The following is a 26,025-nucleotide window of genomic DNA, read 5'->3' as shown; positions in this document are numbered from 1 at the left end:
TAGGGTGGGATTGCGATGTCTCAGGGCGGATAAAAACCGCAATCTTCAAGTGCCCTGCGGATGTGGCTCACCACTGTATTGTTCAGTTGCCGGTAGTCAGGATAGGGCGTCAGCAACAGGCGTCTCTGCGGGTCGATGGAGACACAGGAGCAATCGGCCAGCGGTTGCGCTGAATGCCTCATGCTGCCAAAGCGCTGCAGGTTGTCCTTGCCGCCGATCCAGTGCCAGCAGTCACTGTCTATCAGGCGCGGCTCGAAACAGAGGGCTGTCTGCCGGAGTAGCTGTTCATCACGGAAGCGCCGCCATTCATCCGCAGTTGGGCTCGCCACCTTGGCCAGTAGCGTCACAATCTTGCGCCAATGGTTGGAATTGGCGTCTATCAGTTCCCGACTGGTGGGTGCCCCGACCAGTTCAGCCAGCTGGTTGGGGCGGTGGGGCAGGTATAGAACCAGCCGCGGCTTCGCGGCACCCAGAAAATCAATGGAAGCCATCTATCGTCTCTTCGAACACAGGAAATCCAGACAACTCCGGGCGCAGTCTGGCACTAGGCTTGGCGCGTAGCGAAGTAAGTGCGAACAGGCCCGCGTACCAGCTCTTCATCAGGCCCCTCGGCTAACTTTACAGTATCTGGATGGACGGGGTGCCAGGCCTCAGCGCGGGACATCCACAACTCATGGGTGGGGGTGAAGATACTCTGGTCGTCGAGGCTGGCCACGGTCAGCAGCTCTACCATCGGGGCCCCGGGCCAAAAGGCCGATATGGGTGACCCGCACGCGCTGCAGAATTGGCGCCGCAACTCGCGTCCGCTCTCGGCCCTCACGTCATGATGATGCAGACTGCCGGAAAGGTAAGTGAGCCTGTCCCTTGGGACGAAGACAAACGCCATAAACGCGCCGCCACTGGTGTGCTGGCAGTCGCGACAGTGGCAGATAAACTGAACCAGGGGCTTTTCCTTACACTCATACCGTACCTCGCGACAGGCACAGCCGCCGAGCAGTGGCTTCACAATTACTCTCCTCCCGGGCGTTTCCCGGGTTAAGTCATCGGGTGGCTTTGCCTGATCTGCATTGCACTCCGCAGGCGGTAAGGATCAGTTATTGCAAGCTCAGCTCGATCCCCCTGAGTGCTGGAACAGAACTGAATGGATATCGGAAGAGCATATCCCATTGTCGCCGTGAGAGGCACTCCATTACTTGTTCTGGCACCAGGTTTTCCTGAGCGTCCATAACCAATGAGTTCAAGCTGAGGATGCTGAGAAACAGGGCGCGCGGAGCATACTGGTGCATCGATGCCCAGGGTTGACCTGTTTACTGGTCGTAAATTCCAGTGGAAGCGGTTTATCGAGCGGTATCTTGGCGTTTAGGCAGGGCTGGCTAAAGGCTGCATTTAGGTATTACGCAAAAAGCAGGAAAAATTCTCATGCCGATGTCAGTTCAGCTTGTGATTAAGCGTAAAAGTACCAAAAGTAAATCAAGTAGCAATCTTGTATGGTGGCATCACTAGGCAGACATAAAATCAAAAGGCCTTGTTTCCACAAACTTGCCGCTCATATCGCCAACCAAGCCCTCCTGGCTAAGGTCTAGCTTCTGGCATTTTTCAAGATCAACTTTGTTTAGCTGAACCCAAACGATATCGGGGCTGAAGGAGGATTCAAACGCATAAATTCTGCGCTTGAGGTCGATCAGGGTGCGCCAGATGGTCATCGAAATGTGAGGTCTCGCAGGGTCGGCGACGCCGAATGGCTGTGCCGCATTGCGCATCACACTGAGTAAGGCTGCATACGCCTGCCTGGGAGAATCAACTTGTGGTAATTTTGATAAATAGTAGCTGGCTCTGACAAAGCGATCTGCTGCTTCTGTTGTTCCCGGCAGGGGTAGATCACCACCAAAACCTTGATATTTTCTCAGGTGCTCGAGCTGTTGATCGAAGGGAGGGGAGTTGGTCATTACTGTGTAATTGCTGCTGTGGTGAATGTTTGCTACTCCATCGATGTATTCGATGATGGCTGAGTCTCCGGAATCATCGCTCAGTGCCAAGTGCACTGTTGACCATCGACCCGATACAGGGTCACCCTGCGGTCGCACCTGAATGGGTTTCTCCCTGGTATGGTCTACGCATTCCTTAACGCTTTTGAATTGGTCCAGGTAATATTGAGCCCATAGGGAGATGGATAACCCCGGTTGGGATGTGTCCCTGTCTCCGTAGGCTGACTCTGTGAGCCAAAGGATATGTGCTGCCAATCCTTTCTCGTTAAGGCCGTCCACGGTCGCAAGATCATAGGCGGTCGCTACAAGGCTGGCATACCTGGATTTCCAGGTAAGTGGGTTCGGATCTTTATCAATACCGGTACGGTCTGCTCCGGATGGGAGAGCCCAGAGATTGGTGTCCAGGCTCTGGGCCCAATCCATATTTCGCCCCGCTATAGGTCCCTGTCCACTGTTTAGCCATAGTGTTCTTGTGCACATAGCATTTTCCAGCTTATCTCTGGTAGAAATCGTGTCAGCTCAATCTGGAGTGAACCGACTTTAATCATGATTTTCATTTTCGGGCCGGTGACTAGAACTTGTAACTGAATCCAATTGCCGGCCCATGGAGTGTGGCGTCGAAGGTGTAATCAGAATCTTTGTAGTCAATTTGGATGTGGCGATATCCGGCGATGATCGCTGAACATGGGTTTATCCGGTAGCCGGCAAAAACTGCAACATCGGTAGTACGGTCAGAGCGTATTCCGGTAAGTGCCATCCCCTCTATATAAAAATGCTCAGTAAGGTTTACGTGGCCGCGCACTCCAAGTTGCCCATCATGCCAGTTGGCACCTCGCGAGACGTCAAGCTCTTCAATGGTTACATTGATGTCTATATCCGTCTCTATAGACCAGTAGCGGTATCCAGCGAGTATCTCGAAAAAACTCTGCTATCGTCAACTGCTCTATATTTTCCGACCACAAGTGCAGTCGACGATTTGTTGTTGATATCAATGTCAACAGGAAAAGGTAGGGGAAGGTTTTTCAAAATTATATCGTCGGTAAGGTCTACATATAGTCCGTCCAACAAAAAACCGAATCTTCCCTTCTTTGCTTCAAGGGTGCCCATGCCTCCCCAATTGAGGTCAGACCAGAGATCGCTGAAGCTCGTATCTGCCTCAAATCGAAAAGGAGGGTGGGAAATATCACCATCAATTCCCAGGCCCCATACATATGGTGCTATATAGAACTCCCAGTCTGGCACCTCTGACTTCGCGTCTATGGATAGTATCGGAAGCAGCAAAGCGGCCAGTAGTGAGTATTTCCACGTGGTGGCAGATGATTGCTTGCAGGAGTGCGGGCAGACGCAGGGCATAGGTTCTTTTACTTTGCTATTGAAATCAACGATAAAGAAACTCTAGTAGGTATGGCCGTTTTGTTATCTTGTAATATGCGGTTTGGCAGAAAATTTTCTGTTTGGCCTGACAGCCCTGCGGTTTTTTCAATGACACCATGCGGGAGAAAATCCTGCCTTTTAGAGACACTGTAATGAGGACATCTGCCGGGGTGGGCGTCCTTGCTGATATCTTTCCGCTTTTTTGGCCGTTACTATGTTTTAGCGACGTCCATCTGGCTCATCTAAAAGTTGTCTTCCATGCCGAATCTTGATGAACCTGACACCGGTCAGGATCTGAATAATACAAATTCCGGGGCCTCCGAGAGAATGAGTACCAGTGCCATGGCAGTCGTGCTATGGGGGTTTGTGCGCCCTTATAGGAGCACTATTCTCTGGGCAGGCCTGGCACTGGTATTTACGGCGGGCATCACCCTGTCCATCGGGCAGGGGATCAGAATTCTGGTCGATCAGGGCTTCATGGCGGGTTCAAGTGCCGCGCTGGGGAATGCCGTACTGGTGCTGATGGTTCTGGCTCTGCTGATGGCGGTGGGCACCTATGCGCGCCACTACCTGGTGTCCTGGTTGGGGGAGCGAGTGGTGGCGGATCTGCGCAAGGCCGTCTTCGACCATATCGTGACCCTGCACCCGAGTTACTTCGAGACCAACCGCAGTGGTGAGATCATGTCCCGTCTCACCACCGACACCACCCTGCTACAACATATCATTGGCACCTCCTTCTCCATGGCGCTTCGCAGTGCATTGATGTTTCTCGGTGCCCTGATACTGCTTTTGTTTACCAACCTCAAGTTGAGCCTGATGGTACTGGTGGGGGTGCCGCTGGTCCTGTTGCCTATCGTCCTCTATGGCCGCCGGGTCCGCAGGTTGGCCCGGGCCAGCCAGGACTCGATTGCTGACGTGGGCAGTTACGCCGGTGAGATCATCCAGCACATCAAGACCGTGCAGAGCTATACCCGCGAGGATCATGAAAAGCAGGCATTCGGACGCGAGGTGGAAACCGCATTCCAGGTGGCCCGGCGACGTATCCGCCAGCGCTCCCTGCTGATTGCCACGGTTATCCTGCTGATGTTCGGCGCTGTCAGCGGCCTGTTGTGGATTGGGGGTAACGATATGATTGCCGGGCGCATGAGCGCCGGTGACCTGGCCGCGTTCGTGTTCTACGCCATGCTGATGGGCTCCGCTGTGGCGACGATCTCGGAGGTCTACAGTGAGCTGCAGAGGGCGACCGGCGCCACCGAGCGGCTGGTGGATCTGCTGAATGTGGAGGCGGACATCCCCATGAGCGCGGGTGAGCCGGTATCGGAAAAGACGCTCCGGGATGCCGAAGCCGAAGTCGCCTTCGAGGCAGTGGTGTTCAGCTATCCCTCGCGACCTGATCAGGCCGCAGTCCGGGGGCTCAGCCTGGTTGTGGAGGCGGGCAAGAGCCTGGCCCTGGTCGGCCCCTCTGGTGCGGGCAAGTCTACGCTGCTGGAGCTCTTGCAGCGCTTCTACGACCCCCAGAGCGGGCGTATCACACTGGATGGTGTGGATATCCGTGAAATAGATACCGGAACCCTGCGCCGGCAACTGGCAGTTGTGCCGCAGCAACCGGCGCTGTTTACTGCCGATGTCTGGTACAACATCCGTTACGGCAGGCCGGATGCCACCGATGAGGAAGTGATCGCGGCAGCCAGGGCCGCCCATGCCCATGAATTTATCCAGCAATTACCGGACGGCTACGACAGTCACCTGGGAGAACAGGGCACCCGCCTGTCCGGTGGCCAGAAGCAGCGCCTCGCTATTGCGCGTGCCATTCTGAAAGACCCCAAAATTCTGTTGCTGGACGAAGCCACCAGTGCGCTGGATGCCGAGAGTGAATATCACGTGCAGCAAGCGCTAAAGACAGTGATGAAAGGCCGTACCACGATCATCATCGCCCACCGATTGGCGACGATCCTGCACGCAGACAGTATCGCCGTGCTGGATCGGGGAGAGCTGGTGGCTCAGGGTGGACATGAGGAACTCCTGCAGGCTTCACCTCTTTATAAACGGTTAGCTGACTTACAATTCCAGACTGATCGCCAGAAAAACGCTATCGATTAACGTGCGGACAACTCGGAAGCCAGAGGTACAACCAGAGAGAGGTATTGAGAGCTCAGATAGCGCTCTCCAAGTACTGAAGATAGGCACCATGGTTTTAAAGCCTGCCTGTGGCGACTAGGGCATCTTCACTCCCTTGTTGATTGGGTTCGGTCCTCATTCAGGGCTGCGAGGGACTTTTACTCTCTGGGTCCTCTGGCTCAGATCTCGGTTAACTGCCTGTCGCAGTTTCGGCCCGCTTCAAAGGGCAGTGTCAGTTTCTCCAGGAAAATCCCTGCAAATGTCGGCTCGATGATTGTCATGATGTGACATCCACAGTGGTTAATCCCTGTTACTAAAATTCAGGGCTGGGAATATTCATGGTAATGCGAAGTTTGGATGCACAGCTCGTGGATTGACGTGCCAACAGCAAGATTGGTGCGACCTTTTCTGGATTCGCAGGCTATATTATCAGGCTGCTGGAGCAGTTGAGTTTGATGCCGCAGCGTACATTCCCGTCATTATAAAAATTGAAGGGCAGACATGACCGTTCTTGCTATTGACCTCGGTACCACCAACAGCGCCTGTGCCGTCTGGCGTGGTTCGGAAGTAAAAGTGATACCGAACCGTATCGGGGAGCTGCTTACGCCATCGGTTATCGGCGTGGATCAAGACGGGGACATTCTCGTTGGGCAGGCTGCCAAGCAGCGTCTCATCACCCACCCTGAACAGACCGTTTCTGTCTTCAAGCGGTTGATGGGTACCAGTCACCGAATTGAAATTGGTTCCCTAAAACTCTCGGCCCCCGAGTTGTCCTCACTGGTACTGAAATCCTTGAAGGAAGATGCGGAACAGTTCCTTGGCGAACCGGTGACCGAAGCAGTTATTAGCGTGCCTGCCTACTTCAATGATAATCAGCGTCATGCAACCAAGCGCGCTGGGGAGATGGCGGGTCTTGAAGTACGCCGCATCATCAATGAGCCAACCGCGGCAGCCATGGCTTATGGACTGCACGAGCAAAAAGAGGGGTTGTTTGTAATCGTGGACCTGGGGGGAGGCACACTGGATGTCACCCTGCTTGAGTTCTTTGAGGGTGTGATGCAGGTCCATGCCAGTGCCGGCGATAATTATCTGGGTGGCGAAGATTTTGTGAACGAGATGGTTGAGGCAGCATTGAAGTCGACGGGTTGCGATCGAACCTTACTGACTCGTAACGAGCGCCATAAGCTACACATGAAAATGGAGACGGCGAAACGAAGGATTGGTGGTGAGCCTCAGCAATTAACATTTACTGTCGCAGGCGAAGAGCAGGCTCTGACAGTGGATGGAGAATGGTTCAATCAACTGGTCCTGCCCCTGCTGCTGCGCGTGCAGAAGCCGATCGAGAATGCAATCCGCGATGCAGGAATCTCGGTCCAGGAGGTCGATGAGGTGATCCTGGTCGGAGGCTCCACGAGACTCGCAGCAGTGCGATCTGCCGTTGGCAAGCTCTTCCGGCGCTTGCCGGCGACCACCATAGATCCTGATTTTGCCATTGTCAGGGGTGCAGCAGTACAAGCGGGGCTGATAGAGAAAGATGCTGCCCTTGATGATCTGGTTCTGACAGATGTCTGCCCTTTTACTCTTGGTATTCAGGCGGTTGAATTTGTCGAATCAAGGTATGTTGAGGTGTTTTGCCCGATTATCGAGCGTAACACCACTGTACCCGTGAGTCGCGTAGAGCGCTTTGGTACAGTTCAGGACTCGCAGACTGAAATTACCGTGAAAATCTTCCAGGGAGAGAGTCGTAATCTCTCGAAAAACGTTCTGCTGGGAAGTCTTGACGTAAAAGTTCCCGCAAACAAGGCGCATGAGGAGTCTATCGACGTCCGATTCAGTTACGATATGAACGGAATTCTGGACGTGGATGTGGTAGTCAACAGTACCGGGAAGAGATACAACAGGGTAATCAAAAACTCACCAATGGACCTGAGCGAAGAAGAGTTCAGGAAATCACTGGACCGCCTCAGCAGGCTCAAGTTCCATCCTCGCGATCAGGAGGTAAACCGGGTGCTGCTGGCGAGAGCGGAGCGATTGTACGAATCTCTGCTGGGTGACGATCGGAAAAACGTCGGTGATATCATTGCGGCTTTTGAGGGCGCCCTGAGCACACAGGACGAAATCATCATTGCCAAGGCACGCAAAGTCATGGCGCGTAGAATTGAAGAATTCGACCTGGAAGAGTGGCACTAATGAACTGCTGGTCTGTGTTGGGTATCCCGGAAGGCAGTGATCGCGCTCTCATCAGAAAAGCCTACGCCAAGCTTATCAAGCAGTATCGTCCTGACGAATACCCGAAAGAGTTCCAGCAATACAATGAAGCCTACGAACTGGCAATGGCTTCACTGCGGGATCCACAAACATCGGCTGAATTTGGGGCGGAGCCGGCTGAGGTCGCTCTTAATGGGAAAGCCTGTAATGGTCAGGGTCATTACGTTGAAAGCCTGGCCGAAGAGTTCTTTTCCGGGGGGGCGATCAGTGACGAGTCTCGAGAGGATGATGAGCTGCAAAATATCCTGTGTCATTTGCATCGGATACTCTCAGGCCCCGATCCAGCAAACGTTATGCACTGGGATTTCCTGGTGAATTGTGATCGGCTGCTCGATACAGATTTCCGATATCGATTAACAGGGGAAATTTTTTCAGCGATCGGCCAGTACAACCATGCTCTGGAACTTGATCCCTCCCGGAAGATCGGTGAAGACGTGATGTGGTGCCTGGATCGTTACCTCAATTTTATTGGGAGTGAGCATGGGGACTACCCCCAGGTAACCCTGGTGGAATGGTGTGCTTTGGAGCTTCCTTCGGAAGGGAGCAATCCCAGTGCCCAGGCGGAAAGCCTTCACGGTGTCAGGGGTGGCAAAATTCGAGCACCTGCTGAGGATGATGCATTGCCCGTTTGGGCGCGTATTGTGAAGGCTGTTTTGTTTGGTGTAATCGCATCTACAGTGATTCTGGGTGTGGTGATGATGGCAGTCAATGGCGGTGGAATATTTATCTACGTATTTATGCTCGTCGCTATCGTTCAATTTCTAACAGTATTACTGAAAAAATATTAATCATTTGTGCATTGATTTGCTGTTCTTGGGCGTGCCCTGGATTGGTATTTTATTGACGCTGAAAGGAAAACCGGTCCCTGTTACCAGGAAAGTAAGGGCCGAGTGCAACAGGTGACTCCAGTCTTTGAATTGGCGACTGTAGAGCATGAGTGGGTGGGGCTAGTCATGATTAGTTTTCCATGGATTTTTCTGCGTGAATGTCGTCAGGTAGAGATCTTCCACCTTGCTCCGGGCCCATGGTGTCCTGCGCAAAAACTTCAGGCTTGACTTCAGAGATGGATCATTCTTGAAGCAGTTGATGTCGATCCGCTGAGCCAGACCGTCCCAGCCATAGTATTGCTCCAGCCTCTCGACCATGGTGGCGAGTTTGATCCCGTGCAGGGGGTTGTTGGGCTGACTTTGTTGCATGACAGGGAGAGCGCATCAGCTAGCGGAATGTATCCCCAGTATAGGCTTCTATGGGCGTGTAGCTGAAGCCGAAAATTCAGGGTGCTGACTCGTCCATTACTCCTGGCACTACTTGCTGGAAACATCAGGGCAAAAGAGACGAGCTCACGTTATTTGACGCAGACATAGACCGAATTTGTCGATTCGCCATTCAGAAATGGGTTGTAGAAAGAAACCACATGGGAGGTGACGGACGTGAAAACGGTTTTCAATACGTTCTCAAAGCCAGCATCTGGCAGGTTCTGTGACCACATGGCGAAGACGCCGTTGGGTTTGAGCTGCTCTGCCATGAGCGCCAGATTGCTGGTGGTGTAGAAATCGGCATTGTCATCGTGCAGGTATTCGCTCGGAGAATGGTCGATATCGAGCAGGATTGCATCAAGTTTCCTGCCGGGATTGTTAGGGTCAAAGCCGGTTGTCGGCGCTGTAGCCATATCGAAAAAGCTGCCGAGGATATAGCGACTGCGGTTGTCTGCATTGAGAGTTTTTCCCAATGGTACCAGCTCATCCCTGTGCCAGCCGATAACGGTTTCAAGGGCTTCCACGATCAGCAGCTCCTTGACCCTTGGGTCCTGCAATGCGGCTACTGCAGTATAACCGAGGCCCAGACCGCCGACGACGACACTCAGGCCGTCACCGCGCGCGGCAGCCAGGCCAAGGGTCGATAGCGCTTCCTCAGCATCGACAAACATGCTGGACATCAGGAACTCTTCGCCCAGCTTGACCTCATAAATGTCCCTGTCCCCAAGTGCAGGGATCCGTCGCCGGCGTAGCGAGATCTCTCCCAGTGGGGACTGCTGGCTGTCAATTTCTTTAAAGAGGCTGGGCACGTTCAATGCATCCTGATGTGGTTCCTGGGGTAGTCATCCTACCTGAACAGGACTGCATTCTGCGAAAATTGGCATCAAATCCTGCAGCCGACGGGGAGTAATGCGGTACCGGAACGACTGTGACCTGTGTGCGGGTGAAGCCGCCAGGTCTGGATAACTAATAGCGATCCGGGCTGCGAAGGATCTCTCGTGCATGACTTTGCAGTGCTGCCAGTTGGTCGCTATCCATCTTGTCGAGGGTGCTCAGCATCATTGCCATGCGCTGGTTGCCCTCAAAATATTCTCGTTTCTCGGCAAGGAAGTTCCAGTACAGACTGTTGAAGGGGCAGGCGTCTTCGCCGGTTTTCTCTGTAACGCGGTAACGGCAGCCCTCGCAGTAATTGCTCATCTTGTGGATGTAGCTGCCGCTGCTGACATAGGGCTTGGTAGCCACCAGTCCGCCATCGGCGAACTGGCTCATGCCACGAGTGTTTGGCATTTCTACCCATTCGATGGCATCGATATAGATGCCCAGGTACCAGGCATCCACCTGATCGGGGTGTACGCCCAGCAGCAGGGCGAAATTGCCTGTGATCATCAGCCGCTGGATATGGTGGGCATAGGCGTGGTCCAGGCTGTTTCGGATGGCATGATGCAGGCAGTTCATCTGCGTGTCGCCGCTCCAGTAGAAGTCAGGCAGGTTGCGCTGGTTATCCAGCCGGTTGCAGCGGCGATAGCCGGGCATCTCTTTCCAGTAGATACCACGCATGTACTCCCGCCAGCCCAGGATCTGCCGTACGAATCCTTCGACCTGGCTGATCTCGATGTCTCCCTTGTTGGCTTCCCAGTGCTCGATCACCGTATCGATCACTTCCAGCGGTTGTAGTAGCTTGCTGTTCATGGCAAAGCTGAGGCGACTGTGAAACAGGTAGACCTCCTCCGGGTCCATGGCATCCTGGTAGTCCCCAAAGTGGACCAGCAGATGGTCGCAGAAGTAGCGCAGCACCTTCAGGGAGTCTGATCGGGTGGTGGGCCAGTTGAAGTTCAGCGGGTCGATCTTACCGATGGTCTTCACGCCGGCATCCTGAATGCGTTTGACCGTCTTGCGCACATCCTTGCGGAAGCCCTTTTCATGGGGGATATCCGGTTTTCCTTTCCATTTCTTGCGGTTGCTCTGGTCGTAGTTCCATTTGCCTCCCTCTGGTTTACCGTTCTTGTGCATCAGGACATCGTGCTTCCTGCGCATATGCCGGTAGAAGCTCTCCATCAGCAGGGACTTCTTGCCCTCGAAGAATTCCTTTAGCTCGTCGCGACCGGTGAGGAAGTGTTCGGTATCGAACGCCTCAGTCTCTACGCTGAGATCGTCGGCCAGTTGCCTGAGCTGTTCATCGAGGCGGTATTCGTCCGGGAGCTGGTACTCGAATTTGTCGATCCCGCGATCCTCAATCAGGGCTGCGATGTTAGTGCCCAGCTTCTGGGTATTATTCTTGCCGTCGAGTTTGTAATAGACCACCTTTTTGCCCTGGTCCCTCAGCCAGTCGACAAACGCTTCCATGGCCTCAAAAAAGGCCACCACTTTCTGTATGTGGTGTCTGGTGTAGTCGGTTTCCTGGCGCATCTCGACAACGAAATACAGGGTGTCCGCATCATCGTTTTTGTACCAGCTGTGCTTGTGATTGAGCTGGTCGCCAAGAATCAATCTCAGTGTTTTCATGGTTTTCCGTGTGGGGAGTTATCCCTTGTCGCTGAGCCACAGAGTGCGGAAGGCATGATCCGGATCGTAGCGCTCTGCCTGGCTGTCGATATTGAAGCGCCGGTCTCGCGGGTCGTTGCCGACGCCGCTGTTATACATCCAGTTGCCGTAGTTGCTGTGTGTGTCGTAATCCAGCAGCAGGCTCTCGAAATAGGCGGCGCCGATACGCCAGTCCTGTTGTCGTTCGCGGGCAAAATAGCTGGCGACGTTCTGTCGGCCGCGGTTGCTCATCCAGCCGGTTGCGGCGATCTCGCGCATATTGGCGTTGACGAAGTCGTACTCCGTTTCGCCGTCTATCCAGCGCTGCAGTTCTACGGGGGCATACTGCCACTCGTAGTCTTTCTGCAGGATGCCGCCCAGCTGGAAGATACGGTCACCATGCTTGAGGGAGACATACTTGAAAAAATCTCTCCACAGAAGCTCAAACACCAGCCAGTAGGTATCCTCGTTGGCAACCACCTGACGCTCGAACTCCTTGACCTGCCAGTACACTTGCCGTGCAGACAGGCTGCCGTTGGCGAGCCACGGTGAGAGCTTGGAGCTGTATTCGGTGCCCAATAGGCCGTTACGGGTCTGCTTGTAATCCCTCAGGTTTTCTGTCCGCCAGAAGTAGTGATCGATACGACCCTGTGCCGCCCGCTCGCCGCCGCTGAAGGGAAATGCAGAGCGCGGGTCAGTGGTGAATTCCTGCAGTCCGAGGTCCGGGAGTGTCGGAATCGGATCAGTGGCTGGTGCGCCCTCTGCAGCGGCAATGTTTTCCGCTGCCTGCGGCAGTGGTGGCGGAAGTGGCTTGCGAACCTGAAAATCCTTTTCCACTCGCTTGCGGAAGTTGGTAAATACAGGGGGAATGTCATTTGGAACGGTAAAGGGCAGATCGTCCGGGTGCACGAGGAACTGGTCCATTGCCTGATGGAAGTCGACGGTCTTCATCCCCGGGGCTCTGCGAACATTGTGCAGCACCTGCTCTTCGTCCCGTGTCCATTCGCGCTGTAGGTAGATGTTTTCGATTCCGAGTGTCGCGACAAGCTTTGGCAGTATGACTTCCGGTTGTTCACGGTACAGCAGCAGAGGGATATTCAACTGGGCCAGCTGTTGGCTGAGTGTCTGAATGCTCTCAATCAGGAAGCGTGCACGGTATTTTTCCGTGCGTACGAAGCCATAGTGGTCCTTTTCAAAATGGCGGGGATCAAAGCAGTACAGGGCTATTACGGGGCCGTGGCTCTGGCTGGCTTTTGCCAGGGAATTGTTATCAACACTGCGCAGGTCGTTGCGGAACCAGACCAGATTCATGAATCATGCTCCCCCGCCTGTGTCGGCTCCTGCCTGGCCTTCCGTCCCTGTCGGCGACAGCGTTCGCTGCAATAGATCACCGAGGCCCAGTCGCGTTCCCATTTCTTGCGCCAGCTGAATTCCCGCCCGCACACCGGGCAGATCTTATGGGGAAGGTGCACTTTGCGGTGGGCCATGGGCTGGTGTCGGTTGGTGTTTCGGGAGTCAGGCAATCACCTGGGCAGCCTGCAGTACCTCGATTTCGCTCTCCTCCAGGCCCAGCTCCGCCAGCACTTCACGGGAATGCTCTCCCAGCCCGGCTCCGGGCCGGTGATGGTCGGGCTTTTGCCGATCGAAGACGAATGGCGTATTGATCTGCTGCACGGATTCGCCACCGGTGAGCTCTGTGTTGCACAGCATCTGCCGCTGCCGCAGCAGAGCGCTTTCAGCGGCCTCCGCAAAGTTCAGCACCGGCTCAATGCAGGCATCCTCCTTTGCGAAGATATGCAGCCATGTCTCCAGGGGCCGACTCGCGATGACGGCGGCGATATCCGCTTTCAACATGCCGGGCGGCTCATCATTCGTCAGGCGCTCGGCCCACTGGGGTTTGCCAATCCCTGCAAAAAAATGCATTGCAAATTCGGGTTCCAGGCTGCCGACAGACAGGTAGCGGCCGTCCGCAGTGCGATAGTAATCATAGTAGCTGCCACCGTTCAGCAGTTCGTGCTCCAGCCCCGGGAGGTCGCCACCGGCCAGCGCATTGGCGCCGCTGATCGCATTCAGGGCGAAGGCACAGTCAGTCATGCTGATATCGAGGTGGCTGCCCTTGCCACTGGCATGGCGCTGGTAGACCGCGGCGAGGATGCCCATCACCGCATGGTGGGAGCCACCGGCGATGTCAGCAACCTGGGTGCCGGACAGGCTGGGGCCGCTGCCTGCGCGGCCGGAATAGCTGGCCAGACCGGAAAGGGCCAGGTAGTTGATGTCATGGCCGGCACGCTGCTGCAGCGGGCCGTTCTGGCCGTAGCCGGTGATGGAGCAATAGATGATGTCGGGGCGGGTTTCGCGCAGTGTTTCGTAGCCGAGTCCGAGCTTGTCCATTACCCCGGGGCGGAACTGCTCGACGATGATGTCGTACTCGGCCAGCAGGCGCCGCACGAGGTCACCGGCGCGCGGATCTTTCAGGTTCAGGGCCAGGGAGCGCTTGTTGCGGTTAATGGTGGCGTGGGCAGCGGACACGGCTCCACTACCACTGCCGACATAGGGTGGCAGAGCGCGCAGCATATCCGGGCGCTGGGGAGATTCGATCCGCAGCACGTCGGCGCCCATGTCCGCCAGCAGCATGGTGGCATAAGGGCCGGGCAGCAGGGTGGAAAAATCGAGGATCCTGAGGCCCGCGAGCGGGCCGGATTCTGGCAGCATGGTCTATTCCAGTTCAGCGGCTGTGCAGGGCATCAGCCGTCCTTCAGCATTTCCCGCGAGATGATCAGCTTCATGATCTCGTTGGTGCCGGCATAGATCCGCTGAACGCGAGCGTCGGCCCAGGCGCGGGCGATGGGGTATTCCCACATGTAACCGTAACCCCCGTGCAGCTGCACGCATTCGTCCAGCAACTTACACTGGAAGTCCGTGGACAGCAGTTTTGCCTTGGCGGCGGTGGCCACGTCCAGCTGCCTGTCGTAATGCAGCTCCAGGCAGCGGTCGATGAACACGCGCATGGCGGTGCATTCGCTGGCGAGCTCTGCCAGCTTGAACTGGGTGTTCTGGAAGCTGGCGACGGGACGGCCGAAGGCTTTGCGTTCCTTCACATAATCCACGGTCCAGCCCAGTGCCGCCTCGGCATTGGCGATGGCGCTGATGGCGACGCTGAGACGCTCCTGGGGCAACTCCTGCATCAGGTAGATGAATCCCTGGCCCTCGGCGCCGAGCAGGTTCCCTGCGGGCACCCGTACGTCGTCGAAGAACAGCTCGGAGGTGTCCTGGGCCTTCATGCCCACCTTGTCCAGGTTGGTGCCCTTCTTGAAGCCGGGGCTGTCGGCCTCCACCAGCAGCAGGCTGGTGCCGGCGGCGCCCGCGGCCGGGTCGGTCTTGGCCACCACGATCACCAGGTCTGCGTGTTGGCCGTTGGTGATGAAGGTCTTGGAGCCGTTGAGGATATAATCGCCGCCATCGCGCACGGCGGTGGTGCGCACACCCTGCAGGTCGGAACCGGCACCGGGTTCAGTCATGGCGATGGCGGTGACGATCTCGCCACTGATACAGCGGCGCAGGTATTTGTCTTTTTGTTCATCAGTGCCGTAATTGACGATATAAGGCACGGCGATATCCGAGTGCAGGCCCCAGCCGATACCCGTAAAACCGGTGCGGCCGATTTCCTCGTCGACAATGGCGTTGTAGCCGAAGTCCAGTTCCAGTCCGCCATAGGCCTCCGGTGCCTGCGGGCACAGGAAGCCCATTTCGCCGGCCTTGTTCCACAGGGCGCGATCCACCTGCCCTTCCTTCTCCCACTGGGCGTGATGGGGGGCGACCTCTTTTTCCAGGAACTTGCGTACGGAGTCGCGGAACTGCTCGTGCTCCTCATTGAAGACGGTTCTCGGGATCATCGCTGTTCTCCACGTTGCGGGGCCGTCAATCCGGCCCGTCTGGGTTATCCGCTTTCTGTTTATTCGTCGGTCAGTGGCTGGCCGGATTCCTCCAGCTGTCGCAGCAGCGACGGCGGGCTGAAACGCTCGCCGTAGCGCCTGGCCAGTTCCCGTGCCCGTTGGGCAAATGTTGCCGGCCCGTACTGGTTGACATACTGCAGTGCACCGCCGGTCCAGGGGGGGAAGCCGATGCCGAAAATTGAGCCAATATTGGCCTCGCGCACGCTGCGCAGGACCCCTTCCTCGTAGCAGCGAATGGTTTCCACCGCCATGGCGAACAGCAGTCGTTCGCGCACATCCTCGAACGGTGGCTGCTCAGTCTGCGGAAATTCCTTTGCCAGGCCTTTCCACAGGTGTTTGGCGCCGGCATCAGGGTAGCTGTAGAAGCCACCTCCCGCCGCCTTGCCGGCGCGGCCCAGCTCCAGCATATGGTCGATGATCCGGTCAGCGGGGTGGGACGGTGGGCTCTTGCCTTCGGACCCGAGATCCGCGATGGTCTGCTGGCGAATCTTGCTCATCAGGGTCAGGGACACTTCGTCGCTTACCGCCAACGGCCCCACCGGGAAGCCCGCCCGGGCGGCAGCGTTCTCGATGGTGGCAGGTTTCACACCCTCACCGAGCATGGCGATGCCCTCATTGGTGAAGCAGCCGAATACCCGCGAAGTGAAGAACCCGCGACTGTCGTTGACTACGATCGGGGTTTTGCCGATCTGCAACACGAACGCGTAAGCGCGGGCGAGGGTTTCCTCGCTGGTCTGTTCACCGCAGATGATTTCCACCAGCGGCATCTTCTCAGCCGGGGAGAAGAAGTGCAGGCCGATAAATTGCGCTGGTCTTTTTGAAGCCTGGGCCAGCCCGGTGATGGGCAGGGTGGATGTATTGGAGGCGAACAATGCGCTGTCAGCCAGGATGGCTTCGGTTTCCGCGGTGACCTTTGCCTTTAGCTGGCGATCCTCGAAGACCGCCTCGATCACCAGCTCACAGCCATCCAGATCCGAGGTGTTATCGGTGGGGTGAATGCGACTCAGGATCGCGTCCATCCGCGACTGGTCCGTGCGCCCGCGCTCGAGTCGCTTCTGCAGGGATTTCTGTGTGTAGGCTTTGCCCTTCTCTGCCGCCTCCATGGAGACGTCCTTGAGGACTGCCTCGACACCCTTGCTGGCGCAGGCGTAGGCAATACCGGCCCCCATCATTCCCGCACCGAGGACGCCGATTTTTTTCACCGGGTCCGCCTTCATCTTGCGCACAGACGCCGGCAGTGAGGCTCCGGCCTTGATGGCGTTGAGGCCGAACCAGAAAGTGCCGATCATGTTCTTCGCTACCTGGCCGCAGGCCAGTTCGACGAAGTAGCGCGATTCGATGCGGGTGGCCGTCTCGAAGTCCACCTGCGCTCCTTCCACCGCCGCGCACAGGATCGCCTCCGGGGCCGGGAAACAGCCTTTGGTTTTCTGCACCAGCATGGCCGGGGCCGCAGCCAGCAGCTGGGCGTTTTTCGGATTGCGCGGATCGCCGCCGGGCATTCGGTAGCCCGGTTGGTCCCAGGGCTGCAGGATTGGCTCGTCCCCCCTGCTATTGGCCAGCACAAAGGCACGGGCGTGCTCCAGCAGCTCAGCAGGGCTGGATGCTAGTTGCTGCACCAGGCCGGCGTCGAGGGCCTGTTGTGGACTGACCTGCTTGCCTTCCAGCAGGTAGGGCAGCGCATTCTGCAGGCCGAGCAGCCGCGGCATGCGCACACAGCCACCACCGCCGGGCAACAGCCCCAGGGTGACTTCCGGCAGACCGATTTTCACCTTGCGGTCGTCGAGGGCGATGCGGTGGTGGCAGCTCAGTGCCAACTCCCAGCCGCCGCCGAGAGCGGCGCCATTGATGGCGCCTACGACCGGTTTGCCCTGGGTTTCCAGCCAGCGCAGGTCAGCCTTCAGTGCCTCGCATTCACGGAAAAATTCCTCGGCATCCTCGCGCCTGGCTTCGTAGAGGCCATTCAGGTCGCCGCCGGCGAAAAAGGTAGATTTGGCCGAGCGCAGGATAATGCCGCGATAGTCCTCACCCTGCAGTTGCCTGACTGCCTCATTCAATGAAGCTGTGAAGTCACCATCCATTACATTGGCCGAAGCGTTCGGGTTGTCGAGCACCAGGTGGACGATGTTGTCGCTGTCTTTTTCGATTCGAATGGATTTCATGTTGTTGTCCCCCGCCTAGATTCGCTCGATGATGGTGGCCACACCCATGCCGCCACCGACACACAGGGTCACCAGGCCATAGCGCCCCTGGCGCTCTTCCAGTTCGTCCAGCAGCGTGCCGATCAGCATGGCACCGGTGGCGCCCAGCGGGTGCCCCATGGCGATGGAGCCGCCGTTGACGTTGATCCTGTCCGGATTCACGTCGAGCTCGCGCTGGAAGCGCATCACCACAGCGGCAAATGCCTCGTTCACTTCGAACAGGTCGATATCTTCAGCCTTGAGCCCGGCCAGCTTCAGCGCCTTGCGTGCCGCAGGTGCCGGGCCAGTGAGCATGATGGTGGGGTCGGTGCCGACGACAGCAGCGGAGACGATCCGGGCGCGAGGCCTGAGGTTGAGCCGCTGGCCGGCGGTCTCGCTGCCCACCAGCAATGCCGCGGCGCCGTCGACGATGCCGGACGAATTACCCGCCGTGTGCACATGCTCGATCCGCTCCACTTGCGGATAGCGCTGGCGGGCCACGGCGTCGAAGCCGAATTCGCCGATTCCGGCGAAGGCCGGTTTGAGCTGGGCCAGGCCCTCCATGGAGGTGTCGGGACGCACCAGTTCATCCCGGGCGAGTATGGTCAGGCCGTTCTGGTCGCGTACCGGTACCACCGTGCGCTCGAAGGCATTGCGCGACCAGGCAGCGGCTGCCTTTTGCTGGGAGGCGAGGGCAAAGGCATCCACGTCCTCACGGCTGAAACCTGCCAGGGTGGCGATCAGGTCTGCGCCGATGCCCTGGGGGGCGAAACCGGTGTCCAGCGCCGTGCGTGGATCCGCCGCCCAGGCGCCGCCGTCGCTGCCCATGGGCACACGGGACATGGATTCCACGCCGCCGGCCACCACCAGTTCCTCCCAGCCCGAGCGCACCTTGGCCGCGGCCAGGTTCACGGCCTCGGCGCCGGAGGCGCAGAATCGGTTCAGCGTGACACCGCCGTTGTCCCAGTCCCAGCCAGCCGCCAGTGCCGCTGTTTTGGCGATATCCGCGCCCTGGTCGCCCACGGGCGTGACGCATCCCATCACCACGTCGTCGACAGTGGCAGTCTCAAAGCCGCTGCGCCTCTGTAGTTCCCGCAGCAGGTTGGCGAGCAGGGTGACCGGTTTCACCTCATACAGGGCACCACCGGGCTTGCCTTTGCCCCGCGGGGTGCGGATCGCGTCGTAGATGAACGCTTCTCGGGTCATGTCGAAGCCTCTTTATTCTGGTTGTGTCCCTAACATAGCCCTGCAGCCGCTCCCGGCAATGATCAAAGGCGCCAGCCCCGGTGACCCGTGGACGCAGGTTCACTTTCTGGCGTGCTAGTCTTTTTTGGAACAACGTGACAAAACCGGTGAGTTTTTGAGGACGGCTTGCGGATCACTTATTCGGATTCGGACTAAGTGTGTCGCTGCGTTGCCTTACACTCATGGGAGACGTTTAGAGGTTTTAAGCGACGAGGTTTGATCATGGCTGACAATTTCCTGGAAATGGCCCTGAACCAGCTGGGCTCGGCAGGGCTCGAAGCACTGGGAAGTGCGATCGGTTTGCCCGGTGACAAGCAGAAGGAAGCGGTGAAGACGGGAGGCTCGGCCCTGCTCGCAGGTATGCTCAACAAGGGCACCAGCAAGACGGGAATGGCCAGCATCTTCAAGCACGTCACCGAGAGCGAGGATTTTGACTTTTCGTCCATCGCCGATGTGTTCAGGGACCCGGCCCGGGTCACCAGTCTCGAGGAAAAGGGTGCGGGGGTGCTCGATGCCCTGTTTGGCGGCAAGTCCAATAACGCCGTCAATATCTTGGCCAGTGCCCTCAACCTCGATGGCAAGACCGGTGGCAGCCTGATGAAGCTGCTCGGGCCGGTAGTGATGTCGATGCTGGGCAAGGTGGTGAAAGGCAAAAACCTGGATATCAGCGGCCTCGCCTCCTTCCTTTTCGGACAGAAGGAGCATATCAAGGGCCAGATACCCGATGGGCTGCTGAAAGAGCTGGGAGTGAGTGACTTCAGCAACCTCGGTTCCTCCCTCGAAACCCACGGGCACTCGGAGCCCCTGGAGGCCCGCCCGCAGAAAGTGAGGAAGGCAGAGAAAGGCCGCACGGGCTTTGCCAAATGGTTCTGGCCCATCCTGATTGCCCTGGCAGCATTGTGGGCGCTGAACATGTGTGCCAAGCGCGATGCGATCGAGGATGAACAGCCCGGCACCGTGATTCTCGAGGAAGAACAGGTGATGACCGGTGACGACCGGATGGAGGGGCAGGCTTCCACCGATGGCTTTGCCAGCAGTTTCCGGGACTACCTGCAGAGTGATGCCCGCGATCCCAATCGGGAATTCCCGCTGACAATCGAATTTGCCCAGGACAGCGCCAAACCCACCAGCGAGTCGGTGCCCGATGTCAACGAGCTGTCGGCCATCCTGCAGGAGAATACGGGCATGACCGTCGCCATCGAGGGACATACGTCCAGCGAGGGGGATGAGATGCGCAACCAGGCCCTTTCACAGCAGCGTGCCGAGGTGGTACGACAGATGCTGATCGACAAGGGCATCGATGGTAACCGCATAACTGCCACCGGCATGGGCTCGGCAAAACCGATTGCCGACAATGCTACTGAAGAAGGTAAACAGCGCAACCGCCGCATCACCGTACGGGTGGTGACTTTCGAATAAGTGTTTTCCTGGTAAAAAAAATCCCCGCAGTAGCGGGGATTTTTTTATTCGCTGGCTTTCTGGTCGCGATGATCAGCCGCGGTATTTTTCCCGATAGGCGCCCGGGGCCAGGCCGGTCCACTTTTTGAAGGCGCGGTTGAAGGCGCTGGGTTCGGAAAATCCCAGTCGCTCGGCGATCTCCGCGACCGCCGTTTCCTGTTTTTTCAGCTGGTACACGGCCATATCCCGGCGCACGGAATCCTTGATGTCCTGCCAGCTGTTGCCCTCATCTTTCAGGCGGCGGCGCAGGGTCTGTGGAGAGGTGAAAAGTCGCTCGGCCACATCGTCGAGGGAGAGATTCTCGATACCGTGCTGGCCCTGCAGCATGCGACGGATGCGCCCGGTATAGCTGTTGTCAGACTTGTACTGGGCCAGCAGGCATTCCGGTGCGCGGCCGAGGAATTCACTCAGTTGTTGTTCGTCGCGCACCAGTGGCATCTGCAGGTAACGGGTACTGAACACCAGGCAGGTTTCATCCTGGTAAAAGTAGTGCCGGCACGGGAACATATCACTGTAGTCCTCGTTGTAGTCCGGCGGCGGAAATGCCAGGTGCACGCGCTCCAGCAGAATGGTGCGGTCGATCAGCCAGCTGAAGAAGCGCAGCCAGATCACCGCCAGTGATTCAACGAAAATCTGGTTGGGCAGGGCTTTGTGGTTGCCGTGGTGGATCAGCAATCGTGCTTCCTCGCCATCCTCGATCAGTTTGATCTGCAGGTCATCACTGACCATGGAAACGAATCGGCTCGATCGCAGCAGTGCCCGGCGCAGGTTGGGGCAGCTGACACAGGCGTGGCCCATCATGGCAAAGGTGCCGGGCAGCCATGGGCGGGCAAGGAAGCCGCCGGACTCATCGGAGAGCAGGTCCCATTCCAGCCGCAGCAGGTGTGCCACCTGTTCCCGCCCCAGGCGGGCATCGGGCTGGTTAAGAAGCGCTGGATCGATACCGGCATCCCGCAGCAGCTGGTCGCTGTCCACTCCGCTGGCGGTTGCCCCCGCCAGCTGGGCGCGGATGGCGGCGGCGAGTATGCCCGGCTCTTTGACCGGGGCGGTAGCGTTCTCGGAGTCCACGTCGGTGCCCTCGCTGTTATTGTCATTCCGGTACAAAAGCAGCCGGATAGGGGATTATGCGCAAAGCAGGCGGGAAAGTCAGGTTTGTAGCCGGCGAGGTGAGCGGCCCCTATGGCTGTGGTACAAAAGGCAGTACGCCGTAACGAACAGGAACAACCTGCCATGGATAAATTGCTGTCGAGCCAGCTGAACCCGACCATCTGCCGCCGGATGCTCATCACCCACCTGATCGAGACATTGCCGAAACCGAACAACCCTGCACTGGAGGAGGCCACCGGCTGGCCGCGGCGTACGGTGCAGGATGTCATCGCCAAGGGATTACCCGGGCACGGCACGCAGGTGAGTTTTGTTCAGGAAGGTGTACGCAACAACGACGGCTTCTACGAGCTACACGATTGGGGCTCATTTGATCGGGATTGGGTGCGTGAACACCTGGCGGAGATCTGCCAGGTGCTGGATATCACCCTCGACTAGGGCGACGGGATAGGGCGATGCGGGAGGGGGTATGAAGCCGCGACCAGGGCCGCGGCTTCAGGTGTTCAATCCTGGGCGGATTTTTCCTGCAGAATCTGGTTTACCTGCTCCACCAGGTTCGGGTCCGATTTCAGGCTGGTGGCGATCTGCTGGTACTCCTCCTTTGACAGGCCGGCGTCCTGGATTGCGGACACCATCTTGCCCTGCGCTTCCTGATTGATCGCCTCAGCCTCCTGAATATCAGCGGCCGCCTTCAGCTTGGGCGCATACTCCTGGCTGAGTATCACAATGGAACGATAGGCATTGGCGAACTGTTCCAGCTTCGGCTTGCTGTAGCTGGCTGCTGCCTGAGCGACCGGCTGCGCGTTGCCCTGAGCCTGCGCGAGGGGGGCGACACACAGGAGTGCCAGAAGGGAGAACAGAATAGGGGAGGTTTTCATGGGCGTCTCTCCTCGGAGCATATTTGCTGAACGTGGGCGAAGTATGGGATGGCGAGAGTGCCCGCTGCGGCAGGTCTGCAAACGCCGGACTTTTGCCGGGCAAAAGTGGGGATTCGTCCCGTCAGGGTAGACAGTTTTTCACACCCTGATGGGGCATTGGGTGCCAGTTCTGCGGGTGAGTTCCCCTGACTCAGAAAATTCCGAGGAATTTTTTCCGCCGCTTGAGACCGCTTTCACAGCTGGCCAGTTGCCGGCGATATTTGTTCGACTGCGCGGAAACTTTTTTGGCCACCTGCTTGAGCCAGGTCTTGTTGCGGAAACTGCGCCGGTTAAAACCTCCATGACCCTCGTGGTAGGCGAGGTAAAGGTGGTAGGTGTCGTGTGGCTTGATGCGGCACTGTCTGGCGCTGGTGTTGTTGTACCAGGCCACGAAATCGATGGCGTCCTCGAAGTCATCCCGGTCGGCGCCGTAATTGAAGGTGGCGCGCTGGTAGCCGCGCCAGGTGGTGCCCAGGGCCTGCGAGTACCCATAGGCATCGGAGGGCCGGGGACCGGGGAATATCCACAGGATTTTCGTGCGTGGTGGTTTGGCATCGTGCACGAAGCGGGATTCCTGGTGCAGGAAAGCCATGGTAGTGGCCACCGGCGAACCCCATTTTTCCTCTGCGTCCTTGGCTGCGCCGTACCAGTCCTTTTTCTCGCGAAAAATACTGCAGATGTCATCCGGGTTAGCTGGCGGGCTGGTGGCGCAGCCGGCGAGGGTGCCGGCCAGCAGTAGCAGGATCCATCGTGCGGCCAGGCGGTGATTGTTATTCTTTTGCATCTCTCTCGCTTAATGGCGAATCTCGATCATCCGGGACCCCCTTCATCCGTGCGCCACGGACGGTGCCCGGCGTTCAGGAGGCGGTGAATGTCTTGACCCCTGCCGCCGTGCCCAGCAACAGGATATCCGCTGGACGGCGGGCGAAGATGCCGTTCGTCACCACACCGGTGATGTTGTTGATAGCCTCTTCCAGCGCCTGCGGCTGGGTGATCTGCAGATTGTGCACATCAAGAATGACGTTGCCGTTGTCAGTGGTCACACCCTGGCGGTAGACCGGATCGCCGCCCAGCCTGACGATTTCCCGCGCCACCAGTGAGCGGGCCATGGGTATCACCTCTACCGGCAGCGGAAAGTTGCCCAGCACCGGTACCCACTTGCTCTCATCCGCAATGCAGACGAACTCGTCGGAGCAGGCGGCGACGATTTTTTCCCGCGTCAGTGCGGCACCGCCGCCCTTGACCAGCTCCAGTGCCGCATTGGCCTCATCGGCGCCGTCTACATATACCTGGATGCCGTCGACCGCATTCAGGTCGTAAACCGGGATATTGTGGGCCTTGAGCCGCTCCGCCGAGGCCTCGGAGCTGGCCACGGTGCCGTCGAAGCGCCCCTTGATTTCGGCCAGCATATCGATGAAGAAATTGGCGGTGGAGCCGGTACCGACCCCGACGATGCTGCCGGCTTCGAGCCTGGGGGCGATGTAGTCGATGGCGGCACGGGCGGTGGCGCGTTTGAGTTCGTCCTGAGTCATGTCGTTCCTGTTCTGTGCAATATTCTCTTCGCGATTGCCACTTTGAAGAGATAAATTCTCGCGAATCTGGCTTTCCGGTGGCAATCCTGCTGGCGGAGGATTAGACTGGCGGGCCGGGGCATATTGCGTGCCCACTCCCTGTTATCGGTTGAAGACGGCTGCTGAATTTCGCCATGCCCAAGTCCTATATCAAGCGCATTTTAGACGCGCGCATCTACGATGTCGCCACCGAGACCCCGCTGGAGCCGATGCGCCAGCTGTCACACCGGTTCGGCAACCGCATTCTGCTCAAGCGCGAGGACCTGCAGCCGGTTTTCTCCTTCAAGATTCGCGGTGCCTACAACAAGCTGCTGCAGCTGCCGGCGGAGCAGCGGGCCAAGGGGGTAATTGCGGCGTCCGCAGGCAATCATGCCCAGGGCCTGGCCCTGGGGGCGGCCCAGCTGGGTGTACGTGCCACGATTGTCATGCCCACCACCACTCCGCAGATCAAGGTGAACGCGGTGCGGATGCGTGGCGCCGAGGTGGTGCTGCACGGGGATACTTTCGACGAGGCAGCGGCGCGGGCCCGGCAGCTGGTGGAAGAGCGGGGCCTGGTCTTCGTCCACCCGTACGATGACCCGGATGTGATCGCCGGCCAGGGCACGGTCGGCATGGAACTGTTGCGTCAGCATCCGGGCCACCTGGATGCGGTATTCATTCCCGTGGGTGGGGGCGGCCTGGCAGCGGGCATGGCGGCCTACATCAAGTATGTGCGCCCCGAGGTGAGGGTCTATGCCGTGGAGCCCGAGGAGGCCGCGTGTCTCAAGGTGGCCCTGGAAGCGGATGAGCGGGTACGCCTGCCGCAGGTAGGGCTGTTTGCCGATGGGGTTGCAGTGGCACAGATCGGGGAGGAAACCTTCCGTGTGCTGCGGGAGACGGTGGACGGCGTGATCACGGTATCCACCGATGAGGTGTGCGCTGCCATCAAGGATATCTTCGAGGATACCCGCTCCATCGCCGAGCCCGCCGGCGCCGTCGGCCTCGCCGGGCTGAAGAAATACATCCAGCAGAACGGCGGTAGCAACCAGGCGCTGGCCACCATCTGTAGCGGCGCCAATACCAATTTCGACCGGCTGCGTTACATCAGTGAGCGCACCGAGATCGGTGAGAAACGCGAGGCGGTGCTGGCGGTAACCATCCCCGAGCGCCCCGGTAGTTACCTGCAGTTCTGTCGCGACCTGGGCGACCGCGCGATTACCGAGTTCAACTACCGCTACGCCAACGGCGGCGAGGCCCACATCTTCGTCGGCCTGCAGGTGGCGGCGGATGGGGACCGGCACCAGTTGCTGGAGCGCCTCAAGGCGGGCGGCTACCGGGTCACGGACCTGACCGACAATGAGATGGCGAAGTTGCATATCCGCCATCTGGTGGGTGGCCGGGCCCCCGGGCTCGGGGATGAGGTGGTATACCGCTTCGAGTTCCCCGAACGTCCGGGAGCCCTGCGCAAGTTTCTCGAGCAGCTGGCCGGGCGCTGGAATATCACCCTTTTCCATTATCGCAACCACGGGGCTGCCTACGGCCGTGTGCTGGTGGGGATGGAGGTGCCACCCGGGGAACGGGAGGCGCTGAGGGAACTGCTGGAGCAGCTCCACTACCCCTTCTGGGATGAAACCGACAACCCGGCCTACAGCTTCTTCCTGGCCAGCTGACTCGCTGGACAGTCGGGACAGGTAAGGCTGGTTAATTGGGGCATTGGTAGACCACGAGTCGAAGGTTGTCGAATAACGGCGGCCAAAAATGAGACAAAGGTCTCAAAATTTGACCGGAAATCGGTTAGTATTTACTCGCTAACGATTTTTATCGCCCGCTCTGGAACTTTCGCGATCCGGGAAGTCCAACGCGTGGTGAAAAGCCCATAACAAGAAAACGAACCCTACAGGATGGTCCCAATGAAACCCGATGCAATGACAATCGCAGTGGTTGTCTTTGTTGCGGGCGTGCTGCTGAGCAGTACCGGTCTCACCGAGGTCTTCTCCTCGGAAGAGCCGGAACCGCCGGCGGCATTGCAGCAAGGGGTCGTGACGCGCTGAGCGCAACACCCTCCGCAAGAACAGAAAAGCCGAACGCTCGCGCGTTCGG

General features: G+C 58.0%; 24 protein-coding genes. 7 read left to right on the top strand and 17 right to left on the bottom strand.

The features are described 5' to 3' along the window. Positions 1-20: 20 nt before the first annotated feature. The 4 genes from LVD12_RS10340 to LVD12_RS10325 all read right to left on the bottom strand — a co-directional run bounded on the left by LVD12_RS10340 (position 21) and on the right by LVD12_RS10325 (position 3,227). Positions 21-491, bottom strand: coding sequence for a DUF6942 family protein (locus LVD12_RS10340; protein ID WP_237067631.1), 471 nt, complete (start codon positions 489-491; stop codon positions 21-23). A 53-nt stretch (positions 492-544) separates the two neighbouring features. Beyond that, positions 545-1,006: a GFA family protein gene (locus tag LVD12_RS10335; protein ID WP_369413381.1), complete on the bottom strand. Its 462-nt coding sequence runs from the start codon at positions 1,004-1,006 to the stop codon at positions 545-547. A gap of 493 nt (positions 1,007-1,499) precedes the next feature. Beyond that, on the bottom strand, positions 1,500-2,465 hold the full coding sequence (locus tag LVD12_RS10330) for a linear amide C-N hydrolase (protein ID WP_255771837.1): 966 nt from the start codon (positions 2,463-2,465) through the stop codon (positions 1,500-1,502). Between the two features lie 402 nt (positions 2,466-2,867). Further along, the gene (locus LVD12_RS10325; RefSeq protein WP_237067629.1) at positions 2,868-3,227 is read right to left on the bottom strand and encodes a hypothetical protein; all 360 of its coding nucleotides are present in this window, start codon (positions 3,225-3,227) and stop codon (positions 2,868-2,870) included. A 459-nt stretch (positions 3,228-3,686) separates the two neighbouring features. Between LVD12_RS10325 and LVD12_RS10320 the strand changes: the two genes are divergently transcribed. The 3 genes from LVD12_RS10320 (at position 3,687) to LVD12_RS10310 (ending at position 8,533) form a co-directional block, all read left to right on the top strand. Further along, positions 3,687-5,459, top strand: coding sequence for an ABC transporter transmembrane domain-containing protein (locus LVD12_RS10320; protein WP_237067628.1), 1,773 nt, complete (start codon positions 3,687-3,689; stop codon positions 5,457-5,459). Positions 5,460-5,978: 519 nt separating this feature from the next. Beyond that, on the top strand, positions 5,979-7,667 hold the full coding sequence (locus tag LVD12_RS10315) for an Hsp70 family protein (protein ID WP_237067627.1): 1,689 nt from the start codon (positions 5,979-5,981) through the stop codon (positions 7,665-7,667). Continuing rightward, on the top strand, positions 7,667-8,533 hold the full coding sequence (locus LVD12_RS10310; RefSeq protein ID WP_237067626.1) for a J domain-containing protein: 867 nt from the start codon (positions 7,667-7,669) through the stop codon (positions 8,531-8,533). Before LVD12_RS10315 ends, LVD12_RS10310 begins: the two co-directional genes overlap by 1 nt. A 159-nt stretch (positions 8,534-8,692) precedes the next feature. On the opposite strand, the gene LVD12_RS10305 is transcribed toward LVD12_RS10310, so the two are convergent. The 9 genes from LVD12_RS10305 to LVD12_RS10265 all read right to left on the bottom strand — a co-directional run bounded on the left by LVD12_RS10305 (position 8,693) and on the right by LVD12_RS10265 (position 18,857). Beyond that, positions 8,693-8,941 carry a VF530 family protein gene (locus LVD12_RS10305; protein WP_255771836.1) on the bottom strand — a complete coding sequence of 83 codons (249 nt, stop codon included), beginning with the start codon at positions 8,939-8,941 and terminating at the stop codon, positions 8,693-8,695. A 149-nt stretch (positions 8,942-9,090) separates the two neighbouring features. Beyond that, complete coding sequence (locus LVD12_RS10300) at positions 9,091-9,810, bottom strand: polyamine aminopropyltransferase (RefSeq protein ID WP_237067625.1); 720 nt, start codon at positions 9,808-9,810, stop codon at positions 9,091-9,093. A 157-nt stretch (positions 9,811-9,967) separates the two neighbouring features. Continuing rightward, the gene (locus LVD12_RS10295; protein ID WP_237067624.1) at positions 9,968-11,503 is read right to left on the bottom strand and encodes a cryptochrome/photolyase family protein; all 1,536 of its coding nucleotides are present in this window, start codon (positions 11,501-11,503) and stop codon (positions 9,968-9,970) included. A gap of 18 nt (positions 11,504-11,521) precedes the next feature. Then, positions 11,522-12,832 carry a DASH family cryptochrome gene (locus LVD12_RS10290; protein ID WP_237067623.1) on the bottom strand — a complete coding sequence of 437 codons (1,311 nt, stop codon included), beginning with the start codon at positions 12,830-12,832 and terminating at the stop codon, positions 11,522-11,524. Continuing rightward, positions 12,829-13,008, bottom strand: coding sequence for a DUF2256 domain-containing protein (locus LVD12_RS10285; protein WP_237067622.1), 180 nt, complete (start codon positions 13,006-13,008; stop codon positions 12,829-12,831). The genes LVD12_RS10290 and LVD12_RS10285 overlap by 4 nt, the downstream gene beginning before the upstream one ends. 28 nt (positions 13,009-13,036) lie before the next feature. Continuing rightward, the gene (locus tag LVD12_RS10280; RefSeq protein ID WP_237067621.1) at positions 13,037-14,233 is read right to left on the bottom strand and encodes a CaiB/BaiF CoA transferase family protein; all 1,197 of its coding nucleotides are present in this window, start codon (positions 14,231-14,233) and stop codon (positions 13,037-13,039) included. A 32-nt stretch (positions 14,234-14,265) separates the two neighbouring features. Then, positions 14,266-15,414, bottom strand: coding sequence for an acyl-CoA dehydrogenase family protein (locus tag LVD12_RS10275; protein WP_237067620.1), 1,149 nt, complete (start codon positions 15,412-15,414; stop codon positions 14,266-14,268). Between the two features lie 59 nt (positions 15,415-15,473). Further along, on the bottom strand, positions 15,474-17,633 hold the full coding sequence (locus LVD12_RS10270) for a 3-hydroxyacyl-CoA dehydrogenase NAD-binding domain-containing protein (RefSeq protein ID WP_237067619.1): 2,160 nt from the start codon (positions 17,631-17,633) through the stop codon (positions 15,474-15,476). A gap of 15 nt (positions 17,634-17,648) precedes the next feature. Next, complete coding sequence (locus LVD12_RS10265) at positions 17,649-18,857, bottom strand: acetyl-CoA C-acetyltransferase (protein ID WP_237067618.1); 1,209 nt, start codon at positions 18,855-18,857, stop codon at positions 17,649-17,651. A gap of 261 nt (positions 18,858-19,118) precedes the next feature. On the opposite strand from LVD12_RS10265, the gene LVD12_RS10260 reads away from it, so the two are divergent. Continuing rightward, positions 19,119-20,315 carry an OmpA family protein gene (locus LVD12_RS10260; protein WP_237067617.1) on the top strand — a complete coding sequence of 399 codons (1,197 nt, stop codon included), beginning with the start codon at positions 19,119-19,121 and terminating at the stop codon, positions 20,313-20,315. 72 nt (positions 20,316-20,387) lie between these two features. Here the strand turns inward: LVD12_RS10260 and LVD12_RS10255 are convergent, their stop codons facing one another. Further along, positions 20,388-21,422, bottom strand: coding sequence for an AraC family transcriptional regulator (locus LVD12_RS10255; RefSeq protein WP_237067616.1), 1,035 nt, complete (start codon positions 21,420-21,422; stop codon positions 20,388-20,390). Positions 21,423-21,533: 111 nt separating this feature from the next. Between LVD12_RS10255 and LVD12_RS10250 the strand changes: the two genes are divergently transcribed. Then, on the top strand, positions 21,534-21,896 hold the full coding sequence (locus LVD12_RS10250) for a helix-turn-helix domain-containing protein (protein WP_237067615.1): 363 nt from the start codon (positions 21,534-21,536) through the stop codon (positions 21,894-21,896). Between the two features lie 65 nt (positions 21,897-21,961). On the opposite strand, the gene LVD12_RS10245 is transcribed toward LVD12_RS10250, so the two are convergent. The 3 genes from LVD12_RS10245 to rpiA all read right to left on the bottom strand — a co-directional run bounded on the left by LVD12_RS10245 (position 21,962) and on the right by rpiA (position 23,907). Continuing rightward, positions 21,962-22,336, bottom strand: coding sequence for a DUF4168 domain-containing protein (locus LVD12_RS10245; protein ID WP_237067614.1), 375 nt, complete (start codon positions 22,334-22,336; stop codon positions 21,962-21,964). Between the two features lie 190 nt (positions 22,337-22,526). Further along, the gene (locus LVD12_RS10240; protein WP_237067613.1) at positions 22,527-23,159 is read right to left on the bottom strand and encodes a transglycosylase SLT domain-containing protein; all 633 of its coding nucleotides are present in this window, start codon (positions 23,157-23,159) and stop codon (positions 22,527-22,529) included. 73 nt (positions 23,160-23,232) lie between these two features. Next, positions 23,233-23,907 carry a ribose-5-phosphate isomerase RpiA gene (gene rpiA, locus LVD12_RS10235; protein ID WP_237067612.1) on the bottom strand — a complete coding sequence of 225 codons (675 nt, stop codon included), beginning with the start codon at positions 23,905-23,907 and terminating at the stop codon, positions 23,233-23,235. 173 nt (positions 23,908-24,080) lie between these two features. Between rpiA and ilvA the strand changes: the two genes are divergently transcribed. Together ilvA and LVD12_RS10225 are read left to right on the top strand one after the other, a co-directional pair. Then, on the top strand, positions 24,081-25,595 hold the full coding sequence (ilvA, locus tag LVD12_RS10230; RefSeq protein WP_237067611.1) for a threonine ammonia-lyase, biosynthetic: 1,515 nt from the start codon (positions 24,081-24,083) through the stop codon (positions 25,593-25,595). Positions 25,596-25,835: 240 nt separating this feature from the next. Beyond that, positions 25,836-25,976 carry a hypothetical protein gene (locus LVD12_RS10225; protein WP_162493443.1) on the top strand — a complete coding sequence of 47 codons (141 nt, stop codon included), beginning with the start codon at positions 25,836-25,838 and terminating at the stop codon, positions 25,974-25,976. Positions 25,977-26,025 lie beyond the last annotated feature (49 nt).

Origin of the sequence: Microbulbifer guangxiensis, assembly GCF_021729075.1 — a bacterium.
Taxonomy (GTDB): Bacteria; Pseudomonadota; Gammaproteobacteria; order Pseudomonadales; family Cellvibrionaceae; genus Microbulbifer; species Microbulbifer guangxiensis.
This window is presented reverse-complemented; position numbering and strand designations above follow the sequence as displayed.